Origin of the sequence: Acinetobacter sp. RG5 (assembly GCF_031844265.1) — a bacterium.
Classification (GTDB): Bacteria; Pseudomonadota; Gammaproteobacteria; order Pseudomonadales; family Moraxellaceae; genus Acinetobacter.
The window spans coordinates 83518-99972 of sequence record NZ_JAUZUV010000005.1 but is presented as its reverse complement, the minus strand read 5'-3'; the positions used below and the strand labels follow the sequence as shown (position 1 = coordinate 99972).

14 protein-coding genes and 1 riboswitch are annotated in these 16455 nt (G+C 45.1%); of the genes, 2 read left to right on the top strand and 12 right to left on the bottom strand.

The annotated features are described in order from the left end of the window. Positions 1 to 250: 250 nt before the first annotated feature. The 4 genes from Q9R21_RS07255 to prfB form a co-directional block, all read right to left on the bottom strand. The gene (locus Q9R21_RS07255) at positions 251 to 1531 is read right to left on the bottom strand and encodes a 3-deoxy-D-manno-octulosonic acid transferase (RefSeq protein ID WP_311204023.1); all 1281 of its coding nucleotides are present in this window, start codon (positions 1529 to 1531) and stop codon (positions 251 to 253) included. A gap of 82 nt (positions 1532 to 1613) precedes the next feature. Further along, the gene (locus tag Q9R21_RS07250; RefSeq protein WP_311204022.1) at positions 1614 to 2699 is read right to left on the bottom strand and encodes an alkene reductase; all 1086 of its coding nucleotides are present in this window, start codon (positions 2697 to 2699) and stop codon (positions 1614 to 1616) included. 15 nt (positions 2700 to 2714) lie between these two features. Beyond that, positions 2715 to 3014, bottom strand: coding sequence for a helix-turn-helix transcriptional regulator (locus Q9R21_RS07245; RefSeq protein ID WP_004281346.1), 300 nt, complete (start codon positions 3012 to 3014; stop codon positions 2715 to 2717). 146 nt (positions 3015 to 3160) lie between these two features. Continuing rightward, a protein-coding gene (gene prfB, locus Q9R21_RS07240; RefSeq protein WP_101627160.1) for a peptide chain release factor 2 occupies positions 3161 to 4256 on the bottom strand; the annotation gives its coding sequence in 2 pieces (ribosomal slippage) (positions 3161 to 4183 and positions 4185 to 4256; 1095 coding nt in all). Positions 4257 to 4756: 500 nt separating this feature from the next. Between prfB and Q9R21_RS07235 the strand changes: the two genes are divergently transcribed. Then, positions 4757 to 5536, top strand: coding sequence for a putative porin (locus tag Q9R21_RS07235; protein WP_004647252.1), 780 nt, complete (start codon positions 4757 to 4759; stop codon positions 5534 to 5536). A gap of 175 nt (positions 5537 to 5711) precedes the next feature. Further along, the gene (locus Q9R21_RS07230; RefSeq protein WP_086044229.1) at positions 5712 to 6512 is read left to right on the top strand and encodes a putative porin; all 801 of its coding nucleotides are present in this window, start codon (positions 5712 to 5714) and stop codon (positions 6510 to 6512) included. Between the two features lie 52 nt (positions 6513 to 6564). On the opposite strand, the gene recJ is transcribed toward Q9R21_RS07230, so the two are convergent. The 8 genes from recJ to Q9R21_RS07190 all read right to left on the bottom strand — a co-directional run bounded on the left by recJ (position 6565) and on the right by Q9R21_RS07190 (position 16455). Beyond that, positions 6565 to 8265: a single-stranded-DNA-specific exonuclease RecJ gene (gene recJ, locus Q9R21_RS07225; RefSeq protein ID WP_311204021.1), complete on the bottom strand. Its 1701-nt coding sequence runs from the start codon at positions 8263 to 8265 to the stop codon at positions 6565 to 6567. Between the two features lie 2 nt (positions 8266 to 8267). Next, positions 8268 to 8924, bottom strand: coding sequence for a pyridoxamine 5'-phosphate oxidase (gene pdxH / locus Q9R21_RS07220; protein WP_311204020.1), 657 nt, complete (start codon positions 8922 to 8924; stop codon positions 8268 to 8270). A gap of 14 nt (positions 8925 to 8938) precedes the next feature. After that, positions 8939 to 10270 carry a phosphoglucosamine mutase gene (glmM, locus tag Q9R21_RS07215; protein WP_311204019.1) on the bottom strand — a complete coding sequence of 444 codons (1332 nt, stop codon included), beginning with the start codon at positions 10268 to 10270 and terminating at the stop codon, positions 8939 to 8941. Positions 10271 to 10393: 123 nt separating this feature from the next. Continuing rightward, positions 10394 to 11860 carry an IMP dehydrogenase gene (gene guaB / locus Q9R21_RS07210; RefSeq protein WP_004281332.1) on the bottom strand — a complete coding sequence of 489 codons (1467 nt, stop codon included), beginning with the start codon at positions 11858 to 11860 and terminating at the stop codon, positions 10394 to 10396. A 225-nt stretch (positions 11861 to 12085) separates the two neighbouring features. Beyond that, a complete protein-coding gene (locus Q9R21_RS07205) occupies positions 12086 to 12451 on the bottom strand; it encodes a YkgJ family cysteine cluster protein (RefSeq protein ID WP_004281330.1) in 366 nt (121 codons plus the stop codon). Between the two features lie 97 nt (positions 12452 to 12548). Further along, positions 12549 to 13346: an MBL fold metallo-hydrolase gene (locus Q9R21_RS07200; RefSeq protein ID WP_311204018.1), complete on the bottom strand. Its 798-nt coding sequence runs from the start codon at positions 13344 to 13346 to the stop codon at positions 12549 to 12551. 183 nt (positions 13347 to 13529) lie between these two features. Then, the gene (locus Q9R21_RS07195; RefSeq protein ID WP_004281327.1) at positions 13530 to 14105 is read right to left on the bottom strand and encodes a TMEM165/GDT1 family protein; all 576 of its coding nucleotides are present in this window, start codon (positions 14103 to 14105) and stop codon (positions 13530 to 13532) included. Between the two features lie 73 nt (positions 14106 to 14178). Beyond that, positions 14179 to 14319, bottom strand: a riboswitch (yybP-ykoY riboswitch). A gap of 129 nt (positions 14320 to 14448) precedes the next feature. After that, complete coding sequence (locus Q9R21_RS07190; protein ID WP_311204017.1) at positions 14449 to 16455, bottom strand: 2-oxo acid dehydrogenase subunit E2; 2007 nt, start codon at positions 16453 to 16455, stop codon at positions 14449 to 14451.

Sequence of the window (16455 nt, the reverse complement as noted above, 5' to 3'; positions counted from 1 at the left end):
AAAGAAATACAAAGAAATACTAAGAAATACTAAGAAATACTAAGCCAAATCGAAACTCGGTTATTGTAGGACAAACCTTAAATAAAGCTCTATAGTGACTTATCATCGTGTAGGCTTCTCCCTACTTTTTACAGCGTAAAAGTAGGCAAAACGCTTTTGTTAGGTTGATGATACTTCCCTGTATCATCAACCTAACGACGGCATCCCTGCCGTCTTGGTAAATCCAATATCTGTTACTTATCAAGGTAAATTAAAGATACTGATCAATCACCTGAATATGCTTGGCAAGCGATCCTGTATTTAACTGCATAATTTGCTGCGCTGCCGCATTCAAGTTTTCCGCCTTAACCTGATCTTGCAAAAGTTCCAGTAATACTTCTGCAGCCTGCTGGGCATTCTGTACTACTGCGACTGCATCCGATTGAACAAACTCATCCACGATGGTCTGAAAATTAAAATAGTTTTTGCCTAAAACAGTCGGCACATTCAGCGCAATCGGCTCCAGAATATTATGTCCTCCACCTGGCTCATTTAAAGAACCACCGACATAACAGGCCTGGCTCAAAGCATACCAGAGCCACATTTCACCCATCGAATCGGCCAAATAAACCTGGGTATCTGCTTCGATACGTTGCCCTAAACTACGACGCTGAGTTTTTAATCCCAAAGACTGTGCAGCCTGGAACACCTCATCAAAACGTTCCGGATGGCGCGGTACCACAATACAGACCAAATATGGATCAGCTTCTAAAGCAGCTTTTAAAGCACTCAGAATTTCTTTTTCTTCAGGAGCATGAGTACTAGCTAACGTGACGATCTTTCGCCCCCCTAACTGCCACTCCTGTGTCAATTGATCTGCCTGCTGGATAAAGCGCTCGGGCGCAGTAATATCAAATTTGATATTGCCCAAAACCTGGGTTTTTTCGGCTGCTATTCCTAACTGGATATAACGTTGCTGGGTGGCAATATCCTGTGCCAAAAGCTGGGTTAACTGCTGTAGCATGCCTCTAGTCAGACCTTTGACCTTGGTATAACCTTTGGCAGATTTTTCAGACAGACGCGCATTCAACAATACAGTTGGCACATTAAACTGGGGTGCCTGATCCAGCAGATTAGGCCAAAGCTCGGTTTCCATCAGCAATAAAAGTTTCGGCTGATACTTTTGATAAAATTCACGAATTAAAGTTTTCTGGTCAGCAGGCAAATACACGGCTTGAAACAAATCGAGATAAGGCGCTTTTAAAAAAAGTGATTTAGCGCGTGCCTGACCGGTTTTGGTGGTATTGGTGACCAGCACCGGATGGCCAAGTTTTAAATAATGTTCAATTAACGGTTGGGCAGCATTGGTTTCACCCACCGACACCACATGAAACCAGATGGCATGCAGGTTTTTGGGTGGCTGAAACGGGCCGAAACGTTCTGTCAGTTCTTGTTGTAATTGTTCAGGATCGGTCGCACGTTTACGGATACGCGATTGATATAAGGGTTTAACCAGCGCCAAGGCTGCGTTATACCAAAATGGAGTGGCCACATTGCGCCCCTGTCCAAAGATTCAATGGGCAGAATATAGCAGAGCCACATCAACATGTTAATCAATGTGGCTCATTTTTAGATTATTCTACTGTAGTTAAAGCTTCTGCTTCAGCCAATGTCGGATAATCAATATAGCCTTCCGCGACATTGGTTCCGATCATATTTTCCAGCTTCAGTTCATTCAGCGGCGCATCTTCGAGCAGACGTTCGTATAGATCCGGATTGGCAATATACGCCTTACCAAAAGCCACCGCATCAGCCTTGCCTGATGCCAACAGCTCAATCGTATCTTCACGACTTAGTTGCATATTGGCAATATAAGGCACTCCATTTGAGCGCTGTTTCATATATTCAGAAATACTGTCTTCTGCCAGATATTCACGGGTAAAGAAGAAGGCAATCTTGCGCTTACCCAGCTGCTCCATGGCATAGCCAAATGTTTCACGTGGATCATTGTCGCCCATGTCATGGTCATCACAACGCGGCGCAAAATGCACCCCTACACGATCTGCGCCCCATACTTCAATCAGTGCATCAGTTGCTTCTAGCAGGAAACGTGTACGATTTTCCACTGAACCGCCGTATTCATCTTCACGCTGATTGGTTTTGCTTTGCAAGAACTGGTCAATCAGATAACCATTGGCAGCATGTAATTCAACACCATCAAAACCGGCTTCTTTAGCACGAATCGCGGCTTGCTTATATTGCTCGGTAATGGCATGAATTTCCGAAATTTCCAGCGGACGCGGCAACACATAAGGACGTTTTGGACGTAACAAGCTGACATGACCCGCCTGTTGTACCGCACTTGCAGAGACTGGTGTTTCACCATTTAACAGATCCGGATGCGATACACGACCAACATGCCAAAGCTGGGCAACAATCAAACCGCCCTTCTCATGAACCGCTTGAGTAACCTTTTTCCAGCCTTCGACCTGAGCATCGGTAAACAATCCTGGAGTATTTAAATAGCCATTGGCTTCTTCAGAAATCACTGTGGCTTCAGAAATAATCAGGCCAGCACTTGCACGTTGCGCATAGTACTCAACCATTATTGGGGTTGGAATGCGATCAGCAGTTGCGCGGTTACGGGTCAGCGGCGCCATGATGACACGGTTTTTAAGCTCTAACGCACCGAGCGTTAAAGGAGAATTTAATTCAGCCATCGTTACTCCCACCTGTTAAAGGTGTTGTTGTAGGTGTTCGATAAATTGTTGAATCAAAGTTTCATTGCGGGAGAAATATGACCACTGTCCATGCTTGGTCGCAGTGATCAGGCCAGTCTGCTGTAATACAGACAAATGATTGGACATGGTGGACTGGGAAACCTGGCCCAAACGTTCAATTTGACCTGCACAGACCCCACGTTGAAAGCCACCACACTCTTCCGCAGACAGATATTGCTCCGGAGATTTTAACCACTCCAGAATTTGTCGACGGGTCGGATTGGCTAAGGCTTTAAAAATTAGATCAAGGTCCATAGGCACATCACAATCAGTGGCGCAACGAAACTTTATTCAGCATCTGCGACCATTATATCGTATTTTTTCGATTTATATATCGAAAATTTTAGATATAATAATCACAATCTGCACAAGCTTTGTTACGCCAGCTTTTAAACGATTTCTTACAGGCCCTGTTTCAGGCTTGCTTCGATAAATTTGTCCAGATCACCGTCCAGAACTGCGCCAGTATTGGAATTTTCCACACCTGTACGCAAATCCTTAATACGTGAATCATCCAGGACATAAGAACGGATCTGACTACCCCACCCAATGTCAGACTTGGAATCTTCCAGTGCTTGTGCCGCTTCGTTACGTTTGCTCATCTCGAGCTCATAAAGTTTGGCACGTAACTGCTTCCAGGCGTGGTCACGGTTGGCATGTTGTGAACGCTGGTTCTGACAGGCCACCACAATTCCGGTCGGTGCATGGGTTAAACGCACGGCAGAATCTGTTTTGTTAATATGCTGACCACCCGCCCCTGATGCACGGTAAGTATCGGTACGAACATCGGACGGATTGATTTCAATTTCGATATTGTCATCTACTTCAGGTGAGACAAACACGGCAGAAAATGAGGTATGACGACGGTTGCCCGAGTCAAATGGTGATTTACGCACTAAACGATGTACACCAGATTCGGTACGTAACCAGCCATAGGCGTACTCACCTTCCACACGAATCGTCGCAGATTTAATCCCGGCAACATCGCCATCAGATTCTTCCATCACTTCTGCTTTAAAGCCATGACGTTCAATCCAGCGTAGATACATACGTAGCAACATAGACGCCCAGTCCTGTGCTTCTGTACCGCCTGAACCAGCTTGAATTTCCAGATAGCAAGGGTTTGGATCCATCGGATTATTGAACATACGGCGAAATTCAAGCTTGGCCAGTTCTTCTTCAGCCGTGCTCAGTTCAGCCTGTACGTCTTCTAGCAAGCTTTCATCATCCGCTTCAACCGCCAGATCAAGCAAAGCCTGTGCATCTTCAAGCTGGGTACTTAAGCGATCCAGCACATTTAATACATTTTCAAGCTCGCCTTTTTCTTTGGCCATTGCTTGAGCACGACTCTGATCATTCCAGATCGTTGGATCTTCTAATTCACGCAGGACTTCTTCTAAACGCTCTTTTTTCAGATCGTAGTCAAAGATACCCCCGTAGTGTTTGACCACGTTCGTTTAAGTCTTTTAATTGGTTTAGATACGGATTAATTTCCACGTGAATTACTCTCAATCAAAATTAGGCACAAAATTCTTAGCCCGATATTATAGCACAGTCTATTTCCGCTATTTTAACGATCCATTCAGTCTAAAGCTCGAATATCTTGAGCATTTAGACCTGTATTTCCCTCATCCAATTTTCAACATCTCATAGACTCTTTTGCGTCTTTTTATCCGAAATTTTTATCGGCTTTTTAGCCCCGTTTTATGACCGAAATATAATTTTGCAATTGATTTTATAATTTAGGATTTCTTATTGGTCTGTATAAAAAATCAGCGAATTCAATAGATTCCACAATATCTACACACTTTTAATAAAACACTACATTATAAATTTAATTTTATTATTCAGTCACTTGTTCAGCAAAAATTACACAAGATTACGCTATTCACATTACTGTAACTTTCCTTTGATTGACGATCTTTGGAATTGCTCTAGACTGAAAGTTGTAACAAAAAGTGTAATGTTTTTAACTCACGATTTGAGGGGTAGTAACCATGAAAAAATTAGCGATTGCTTCGGCACTACTTTCAGCAATAGCAATGACTGGTACAGCAGCACATGCTTACCAAGCAGAAATTGGTGCATCAGCAGGAGTGGTTGATCCTGACAACGGTGGAACTAGCGGTTCTTTCGGCGTTGATGGTACATATTACTTCAATCCAGTTCAAACACGTAATGCACCATTAGCAGAAGCAGCATTCCTTGATCGTGCTAGCAACGTGAGTGCGCAATATCAATATAATGAAATTGGTGATTCTGAAGCGCATCGTTATGGCGTAGGTGCAGAGTACTTCGTACCGAATTCTGACTTCTACTTAAGCGGTAACGTCAATGGTCATGATCTGCAAGACAATGATGATCTAGAAAATGATTTAACCACCTATGCAGCTGAAGTTGGTTATCTGCCAGCACCAGGTCTATTGATTGCGGCTGGTGTGAAAGGTTGGGATAACGACAATGATGATGGCGTAGATCCAACACTTCGTGCTAAATATGTGACGACATTAAGCAATGGTAAAGATATCAACCTGGAAGCAGGTGCAGCGTTTGGTGATCTAGATGAATACAATCTGGCAGCAGATTATTTCATTGACAAAACCTTGAGTGTCGGTGCTGATTATCACAATAATGATATTACCGACAAGAGCGAATTTGGTATCAATGCACGTAAGTTCATTAACCAGCAAGTGAGCTTAGAAGGCCGTGTCGGCTTTGGCGAACAGTTTAACAATGACTACAATACCTTTGGTGTAGCAGCGAAGTACCGCTTCTAATCTAAAACCAAAAGTTAGTCATGCATAGAAACCCATCCTCGGATGGGTTTTTTTATTGCACTCTTAACAAGCATTTAGGTATTTTTTGCACATTGACGGGGCGAATATAAACTGTACAATTTGTTACAACTGTTCATCAAACAGTCATATTTTTATAACAAAGAGAGAAATCTAAATGCTTAAGAAACTTGCTCTTGCTACAGCGCTTCTTGCTGGCCTGGGAACTGCACATGCTTACCAAGCTGAACTTAATGTCGGGTATGAAAATACAGATATTGATAATGTTGGGGATCTAGATACATTTTTCATCAATGGAAAATATTACTTAAACACTGTTCAAGTTAAGAACTCTCCATTTGCAGAAGCGGCTTTCCTAAATAAAGCAAGCAATATTGGCTTAGGTTATGCAAATGCAAGCGGTGATGGCGATGAGGATATTGATGTATTTGGTGTAAGTGGCGAGTTTTATATTCCAAATACTCAATTTTATGTAAGCGGCACTATTAACCAGGTTGACTTTGCTGGTGAAGACAATACTGGCTATGCTTTTGAAGTTGGTTACTTACCAGTTAATGGCCTACTATTAGCAGCTGGTGCAGCTAATGAAAGCGTTGATCCAGTTCAGGTAGCAAATTATGGTTTTGTCCCTAACCTCCTAAATGCTGTTACTGTAGGTGATGATACTGCACTATCTTTACGTGCAAAATATGTGACTCATATTGGTAATCATTTTGCCAATTTTGAAGGTTTAACTTATTTCGGTGATGAAACAACTTATCGTTTAGGCGCTGATCTTTATATCGATCCAACTTTAAGTGTGGGTGTATCAATCGCGGATTCTACAGAAGATGATTCAGATACAGTATTTGGTTTACGCGCACAAAAATTCTTTACACCTGCAATTGCAGCTGGCGTGAACTATACAACTACTGACGGTGCTGACTCTTTCGGTATTAACGGTACTTTCCGCTTCTAATCTCTCCGATTAAAAGCAAAAAAAACCGCTCACTCGAGCGGTTTTTTATGGCCTATTGTTCTAAATGGATAATCCGCATTTGCAAGCTGATATTGCCATTAAATACATTTTTATCCAGCTCATAGACCAATCGTGTATCTTTCATCGGGTCAAAGTCATATTTATCCGCTGCATTGAAAGCGATCGCATCCACGACCTGCCCATTCTCCAACGCCACACGTAACTTAAGATGCACATCTTTAAGCCAGCGATAGTCCATGATTTTGAACACACCATCAAAAATCGGTTGGGGGAATTTTTGCCCCCATGGACTTAAATTCTGTAATAAATCGACTGTTTCAATGTGAAAAGCAGAAGCTGGCAGCTCTCCATCCGTCCATAAAGTCGCAGTGAATAAATCCTCATCCATCGCACCAATCAGTACTTCAAAGACCTGCTTAAACTCGGCGAAATTTTCTTTTTTCAGGGTTAAACCGGCTGCTGCTGCATGGCCACCAAAATGACTGACTAAATGAGGATATTGCTCTGCTACCTGTTCAATCGCATCACGAATATGAATACCTTCAATCGAACGCGCCGAACCTTTGATATGAATCCCATCCTGATCTGCGGCAAAAACAATACTCGGACGATGGAACTGCTCTTTTAAACGCCCTGCTACAATCCCGATCACTCCCTGATGCCAATGCTGTTCAAACATGATCAACGCAGCAGGTAGTTCAGTGGCATCCCACTGGATTTTATCCAGCTCAAGCAAGGCTTCCTGCTTGATTTTACCTTCCACCTGACGGCGTTCGACATTGAGCTGATTCAGCTGTTCAGCCAGTGGATAAGCAGTTGTCAGATCAGGAGCCAGCAAACATTCGATCCCGATATCCATGGTTTCCATGCGTCCAGCCGCGTTAATCCGTGGGCCTAAAACAAAGCCCAAATCTTGAGCTTTCAGACCAGCAGGATCACGCTTTGCAATATCAAGTAGCGCACTGATTCCTGCTCGGCATAACCCTTGCTGGATCCGTTTCAACCCTGCATCGACCAGAATCCGGTTGTTATAGTCCAGACTCGCGACATCGGCATAAGTACCGAGTGCCACCAGATCAAGATAATTGGTAATTACCGTAGAGGATTTTCCAAGTTTCTTGCGATGGGTAGACAGATTGGCCAGTATATAAAAAGCCACCCCGACCCCAGCCAGTGCTTTGCTTGGAAAGTCGCAACCGAGCTGATTGGGATTGACCACGGCTTCGGCTTTTGGTGTCGGCTTGGTCGTCAGATGGTGATCAGTAATGATCACCTGCATGCCATGATCCTGCGCCTGTTTTACTCCGTCATGGCTGGAAATGCCATTGTCCACGGTAATCAGTAAATCAGGCGTGAAATTGACAAAGGCCAGATCTGCAATTGCGGGCGTCAATCCATACCCATATTTAAAACGGTCTGGTATCAGATATTCAACATTGGCGCCCATATCGCGCAGTGCCAGCACCATGAGTGCAGTACTGGTCGCGCCATCGGCATCATAATCGCCGACAATCACGATTTTCTGGCCATGATCAATCGCCTGATCCATCAATTGAATGGCTTCAGGCAAGCCTTTCATGGTCGGTGCCAGCAAATGCTTCAGCTTGAGCTCAAGTTCCTGCTCGGATTCCACCCCACGACGAGCCAGAATCTCGGCCACAAATGCAGGGACGCCCGGTAAATTTTCAGGGCGTGTCAGCAATGGACGTTGTTTGATTTCCAGTTTTTGCATGGTTATGGCATTAAGCGCTCTAAAGTCCAGCCGGCATCGGTTTTGCGATAACTTAAACGGTCATGCAAACGGTTCGGACGACCCTGCCAGAATTCATAATAATCGGGTTCGAGACGATAACCGCCCCAGAATACCGGCTTGTCCAACTCTTGCTGATTGGCAACCTGGGTATGCAAATCCCAAAAACGTTGCTGCAATTCCTCACGACTAGCCACGATGCCACTTTGCGGGGTACTGATATGCGCGGCAATCTGGCTTTCGCGTGGACGTTTATGATAATAGTCGGTCGATTCTTCTTCCGATATTTTCTTTACACGACCCGAAATACGAATCTGACGTTCCTGATCCTGCCAGTAGAACAACAGTTCGGCATAAGGATTTTTAGCCAGATCTAAACCTTTTTGACTATTATAGTTGGTATAAAAATCATACCCTGCGTCAGTCGCTCCACGCAGCAATACCGTACGCACATGCGGACGGCCTTGTGCATTGGCTGTTGCCAACGACATGGCATAGGGCTCGTGCAATTTTGCTTCCAGTGCATGGTTAAACCATTGCAAGAACTGCATATGCGGATTCGGATTGACTTGCTGTTCCTGTAACTCGCCTTTTTCATAATTCAGGCGTAGTTCACTTAGATCCTTGATCAGATCACTCATTATCTATGTTCCCGTTAAGCTGCATTGGCACGCACAGCATCTGCCAGGCTGTTTGCAAGTGTGGTGACTTCAGCCAGATCATCGCCTTCGACCATCACACGAATGACAGGTTCTGTGCCGGATTTACGAATCAATAAACGGCCACGGCCTTTAAGCTGCTGTTCGGCTTTTTCAAATTCAGCTGCCAGTGCAGGCACTGAATAAGGATCAAACATGGCATTTAAACGTACATTGACCAAGACATTGGGCAACAGTTTAAAGTCAGCCACAAGTTCATGCAGAGCTTTTTTCTGCTCAACCATCACGGTTAAAACTTGCAGGGCTGCAATAATGGCGTCGCCTGTGGTGCTCTTGTCTAAAGTCAGAATATGACCAGAAGGCTCACCGCCAATTACCCAGCCACTTTCTTCCAGACCTTGCAATACATAACGGTCGCCGACTTTGGCACGTAATAACGGCACTTGTGCTTTTTCCAGCGCCAGTTCCAGCGCCATATTGCTCATTAAGGTACCGACGATACCTGCCGGTTTTTTCGAGCTTTGAGTCGCAAGAATATAAAGAATATGGTCGCCATCAATCAGATTACCGGCTTTATCTACGAGAACCACACGGTCGGCATCTCCATCAAAGGCAATACCCAAATCCGCTTGATGTTGAACCACAGCTTGTTGCAAGCTTTCCGGATGGGTTGAACCACAGCCCTCATTAATATTTAAACCGCTCGGCTCATTGTGAATCGCAATCACACGTGCACCCAGTTCACGGAACACTGCAGGCCCCACGTTATAGGCTGCGCCATTGGCACAATCCACTACAATGGTAAGTTCATTCAGATCCAGATGATACGGGAACGTCGATTTACAGAATTCAATATAGCGACCATTAGCATCTTTAACCCGGATACTTTTACCCAGATTCGCCGTATCTTCAATCACAAAATCTTTTTCAAGTTCCTGATTAATTTCGTCTTGTAAAGCATCTGGCAGTTTTTTACCTTCTGCAGAGAAGAACTTAATGCCATTATCAAAATACGGGTTATGCGAAGCGGAAATGACAATACCCAAGCTGGCATGTAAGGCACGGGTCAAGTGAGCAATCGCCGGTGTCGGTAGTGGACCTAAAAGATGAACATAAACGCCAGCGGCATTTAAACCTGCCTGCAAGGCTGCTTCCAGGATATAGCCAGACAAACGGGTATCTTTACCCAGAACCACCAATGGTTTGGATTTTTTACTATGACGTTTTAAAACTTTACCAGCCGCAAATCCTAGTTTCAGGGCAAACTCAGGGGTAATCGGCAATTCGCCAAACTTTCCACGAATACCATCCGTACCAAAATAACTCATCTTTATCTCACTTCTTAGCGGATGATTGATATCACCCATTTTTTTCCTTGAGTCACACTTTACACCAAAATAAAAAAGCCGTCATTTGCATGACGGCTTTTTAAAATTTTAAATCACAGGAAATTAACCTACGCGATAGTTTGGTGCTTCTTTGGTAATGGTCACATCATGTACATGCGACTCAGACATACCGGCAGAAGTGATTTTCACAAACTTGGCATTCTGACGCAGGTCTTCAATCGTCGCAGAACCGGTATAACCCATTGAAGAACGTAGGCCGCCCATCATCTGATGCACGATATTGCCCATTGGACCTTTATACGGTACGCGACCTTCAATACCTTCTGGAACCAGTTTCTCGGCACCGGCCTTGGAGTCCTGGAAGTAACGGTCAGCAGAACCTGTTGCACCCGCCATCGCGCCCAATGAACCCATCCCGCGATAAGCTTTGTAATAACGGCCCTGGAAGAATTCAACTTCGCCTGGTGCTTCTTCAGTACCGGCCATCAATGAACCCACCATAATCGTGCTTGCGCCCGCACCAATCGCTTTGGCCATATCGCCAGAGAAACGAATACCGCCATCTGCGATCAAAGGAATCTGATCTTTCAGCGCATTGGCAACAGAATCAATCGCAGAGATCTGTGGCATACCAATACCCGCCACAATACGCGTGGTACAGATTGAACCAGGACCAATACCAACTTTAACGGCATCCGCACCTGCATCAAGTAACGCCAGCGCAGCATCACCTGTCGCGATGTTACCGCCAATCACCTGAACTTGTGGATAGTTGGCCTTAACCCAACGTACACGCTCGATCACACCTGCAGAATGGCCATGTGCAGTATCGACTACAATCACATCTACACCTGCATCAACCAGGGCTTCTACGCGGCTTGGCGTTTCTGCACCGGTACCGACAGCAGCACCAACACGCAGACGACCCAGGTCATCTTTACAGCTGTTTGGATACAATTCAGCTTTACGGAAATCTGTTACCGTAATCAATCCTTTCAGCTCTTGCTGATCGTTCACCACCAATACTTTTTCAATACGATGCTGTTGCAATAAAGCTTGGATATTTTCTTTCGATTCGCCTTCACGAACCGTCACCAGACGATCCTGACCAGTCATGATATTGCTGACTGGCTGCTCAAGATTGGTTTCAAAGCGTGTATCACGACCGGTCACGATACCCACCACTTTGCCGTCTTTCACAACAGGCACACCACTGATATTGTTGGCTTGAGTCAACGCAATCAGTTCACGTACTGTGGTTTCAGGAGTCACTGTAATCGGGTCTTTGACCATACCCGCTTCGAATTTTTTCACACGGCGCACTTCTGCAGCCTGAACAGCGATATCCATGTTCTTGTGCAAAATACCGATACCGCCATTTTGCGCCATTGCAATCGCCATACGGGACTCAGTCACCGTATCCATTGCTGCAGACACAAGAGGAATATTCAGGTTAATGCCACGAGTTAAACGTGTCTTTAGGGAGACATCTTTTGGAAGAACAGTAGAATAGGCAGGGAGTAATAGGACATCATCGAAGGTTAACGCGTCTTGAACGATGGTCAACATAACAGTCTCACTGGTAATTTCCGTGCACTATTATAAACAAATATCGGCTTAAATTTCATTGCAATTGCAAAATTATTTTTTTATTCAAGCTTCGTACACGCAGATCTATGTGGGTGCTAAAACAGTATCAATAATACCTCCGATAATGAAGTTCCCTATTTTAAAATATACCCCGATCATTTTAATGAAGTGAAAAGCAGAGCCTAAGCTCTGCTTTGGATGGATTTAGCTGACATATTCAAAACTGTCATCATTGTCAGCTTCATCAGTTTCAATCTGGACAAAGGGCAACATATTGTGTGCAACACGTGCCTTGTTGCATTGATCATCGGCAATCTGCACTTCTTTGCAGGATGAACTGCGCTGCTCATACATGCCGCAGCTGACCTGCTGGCCGATGGTGCCATCAAGTGCGATACAGCGTGGATCTTTTTGATTGGTTCCAGCCATACATGAATAGACTGCTGTCACAGGTTCGGTATAGTGCTCAGGCATATGAATTCCTTCAGCCCAATAAAACGAAACCCTGAAATAGGCGCAGCACGCCCCGCAGCTTAAACACGCATCCGGTTTTGGAACTTGAGACAACATTTCTTATAAGTTCTCATTATCAAAAAAAAGTTTTTTGGAGAAGAAATATAAAAAATGTTGTTTTTCCACACAAGAAAAAAATTATTTTTTGTGTGAACTATTCAGGACAAGTAAAAACCGTTTCATCCATCAGGTCAGTTCCGCATTGCAGCGTTTCAATCCAGTCCAGAAACTGATTAATCTGCTCTTTACCGATAAATGGTGTACCATGTTGCGGCACAATCATCTCGATTTCCATGCTGCGTACCATTTTCACCCAAAGACGAATCACCTTGTTATTGCACATATAGCGTTGATGGAAGCTTTTCATTTTTGGGATATGCGCGGCAAAGTTTTCTAGTGGCTTGGCGGCATCTTCAACCATGGACGCACCCATATCACCTGAAAACAGGATTTTGGCAATCGGATCATAAAACTGGAAATTCCCCACCGAATGCAAAAAATGTGCCGGCACCGCCACAATGTGTGATTGACCCAACGGGATGATTTGACCATGATCCGGAAGCTCCACCAATCGATCTAACCAGTTACCTTTCATCCGGTCACTCATAAAGGCCGAGTTTAAGTGCGGCAAGAAGCGCGCCCACAGCTTGGATGCCACCACTTTGGCCTCCGTATAGACCAGCCAGCGCGGCATGGAAGTGATAATGTCCGGGTCTTGATGTGAAGCCATGACATAGTCCAGATGGGTCAAGCGGGTGTATTTATTCAGTTCCATGGTCAGCGGCACATAGGTTAAATCACCACCCGGATCGAGTACCGCTGCGCGCTCATGATCAATAATCAAAAACTGGTTTGCCTGAACGCCTTCACCTTTGACCAGACTGGTAAAACTAATGCATTTATGTGTCCCATTATCAAACAGGACTTGCGATGTGGTGCGCTCAAAAACCATGTAAATTCCCCAATTTATAGTTAAAACTGCTGTTTTATACCCATACAACATATAAGGATTTAATAGAATTTACAATCCATAAAACCGACCATATCACGAGATTTATCAAGCTTTTCAGAGGATTTAAGCATAAAAAATCCTGAGTTTTTAGCTCAGGATTCATGCAATTTGTTATTTTATAATTTAAAAGAAATAATATTGAACCAGGGTCGCGACACCTATGACCAGGAAAATGGCCGCGCCAATTTTATGGATCAGGCTGATCGGTAGTTTGTTCGCCAGTTTATCACCCAAAAATACCGCAGGCGCATTGGCCAGCATCATGCCTAGCGTAGTACCCAACATCACCCAGAAGACGCTGTCGAAACGTGCCGCCAGTGCCACTGTGGCAATCTGGGTTTTGTCACCAATTTCTGCCAGAAAAAACAAAATGAAGGTTGCACCAAAGACCCCGAATTTTTGCCATTTATTGATACTGGCATTTTCATCCCCGAGTTCATCCGGAATCAGCATCCAGACAGCCATTGCGATAAAGCCAATCGAGACGATCCACAGTAGCACCTCCGGCCCGATCACTGTGGTCACCCATTGTCCCAATACTGCAGAAAGGCCGTGGTTAATCAGCGTCGCCAATAAAATGGCAACTAAAATAGGAACAGGTTTGCGAAAACGTGCGGCAAGCAGCAATGCCAGCAGTTGGGTTTTATCACCCATTTCAGCCAGCGCTACGATTGCAGTCGACAGTAGGAATTCATACATGAGGTTTTTCTCTGGCTAGCATCCAATACCAATGACTCACCGCTCCTGCTAGCCAAAATCTGCAGAGTGGTAAATCAAAGGTCTTGCCAACAAAAGAAAGCTTGGAAAAGCTGACTTGGTTCTTTGCTATGATGACCATGCTCGGTTGAGCAAATATGTTGACCATCACCCTTCTGCTTTGCGCAAAAGGCGGCTACTCCCCAATGAAGTGCGCCAAGTATAGAATCAAATAGATTATTTTTCAATGCAGCAGCAAAAAACCCTGCCGAAGCAGGGTTTTTCTCTTTACACCCTCTTTATATTTCTCCCAGAGGAAGAAAATAGAAGGCATATACATGATTTTTTAGATCAATAAAGTACGGATATCTTTAAGCAGCTTGGTCAGCTTGTTGGTGAAACGAGCAGCATCTGCACCATTGATCACACGGTGATCGTAGGACAATGAAAGCGGCAGCATCAAGCGTGGATCAAAGCCTTCACCATTCCAGACCGGTTGCATGGTTGCAGGTGAAATACCCAGAATTGCCACTTGCGGCCAGTTCACCAATGGCGTAAATGCCGTACCGCCGATTGAACCCAAGCTAGTGATAGTGAAGTTCGCACCTTGCAGATCTTTCGGCGACAATTTCTTGTCACGCGCTTTTTGACCCAAGGTTCCTAGCTCAGTGGCAATCTGTTTAATTGACTTCTGATCTGGATGACGCAGCACAGGCACGGTCAAACCATCTGGCGTTGCGACCGCGATACCCATATGGATCTCGTTACGTAGCAAGACTGACTTACCATCATCGGCCAAGTGACCAGCAAACTCACGCTCTTCTTTTAACAAGTGCGCAACTGCTTTGATGATGAACGCCATAATGGTCAGGCTCAGGCCTTCTTTCTTGAAATTGCCTTTCAGTTCATTACGCCATGCTTCCAGTTCCGTAATATCTGCTGCATCAAACTGGGTCACTTGCGGAATGAAATTATTCAGCGACAATTGTGGAATAGATACTTGTTGCAAACGCGTCAAGGCTTTCTCTTCCACACCACCAAAAGCGCTAAAGTCTGGCAGTTTTGGCAGACCTGCGACTTGAGCAGCAGCGGCTACAGGAGCCGCCTGTGGCGTAGTAAGACGCGTTTTGACATACGCTTTCAGATCTTCTTTCATGACGCGCGCGTGTGGGCCAGATGCTTTGACGTCTGCCAGCACAACGCCCAGTTCACGTGCCAGTTTACGCACAGCAGGACCAGCATAGACTTTCGAGTTAGCGACATTCTGCTCTTTGGTCAGCTTATCGGCATTATCCGACGCCGCGACTGTTTGAGTAGAAGATGCAGCAGGTGCCGGTGCTGCTTTTGCAGCAGGCGCTTTCGGCGCTTCTGCTTTGGCTGCAACAGGTGCAGCAGCTGCTTGCGCTTCAGCTTCAATTGTCATCAGTGCAATGCCTTGAGAGACATTTTGACCCAGTTCCACATGAATGGCTTTAATCACGCCGGCTGTAGTGCTTGGCACTTCAACAGTCGCTTTATCTGATTCCACCACGATGATGCTCTGGTCTTTTTCAACCGTATCACCGACCTGAACCAGAATTTCAGCCACAGCCGCATTGTCTACGCCTAGATCAGGCACCTTCACTTCAACATCACCTGCAGGTGCTGCTGGCGTTTGTGGCGCTTCAACTGCTTTCTCTTGGGTTGCCGCTTGAGCAACTGGTGCTTGAGGTGCTTCTGTCTGTACTTGTGCTGCCGAAACAGCCGTTTTCACTTTCAGAATGACCACACCTTCTTTGATCGTGTCGCCTTCTTTAATCTGGATGGATTCCACCGTACCTGAAACCGTACTTGGCACTTCAACAGTCGCCTTGTCTGATTCCACCACTACGATACTTTGATCTACCTCGATTTCATCACCGACAGCGACCAGGATTTCCCCTACAGTAGCTTTTTCTACACCAATATCGGGGATTTGTACATCAACCACCTGTGAGCTCGCTTGAGCCTCAGGAGCAGCAGAAGCTTTAGGCTGATGTGAAGCCAGTTCCTGCATGATTTCCTGATCCGGCAATGAAGTCGGAGTATTTTCTGAAGTTTTTTGTGAGGCATCTGCTTGCTGTGGCTCGACCACATCGGCGCTACCGTCTTCAGCTTGCAGTTCAATCAGTACCGCGCCTTCAGCGACTTCATCACCCTGGCTGACCAGAATGCTTTTTACCACGCCTGCTGAAGTGCTAGGCACTTCAACAGAGGCTTTATCAGATTCAAGCAATACAATGCTGTCATCAATCGCGATCGTATCACCGACTTTGACCAGAATTTCGGCCACTGTTGCCTTATCTACACCAATATCAGGAGTCGTAATTTGCAT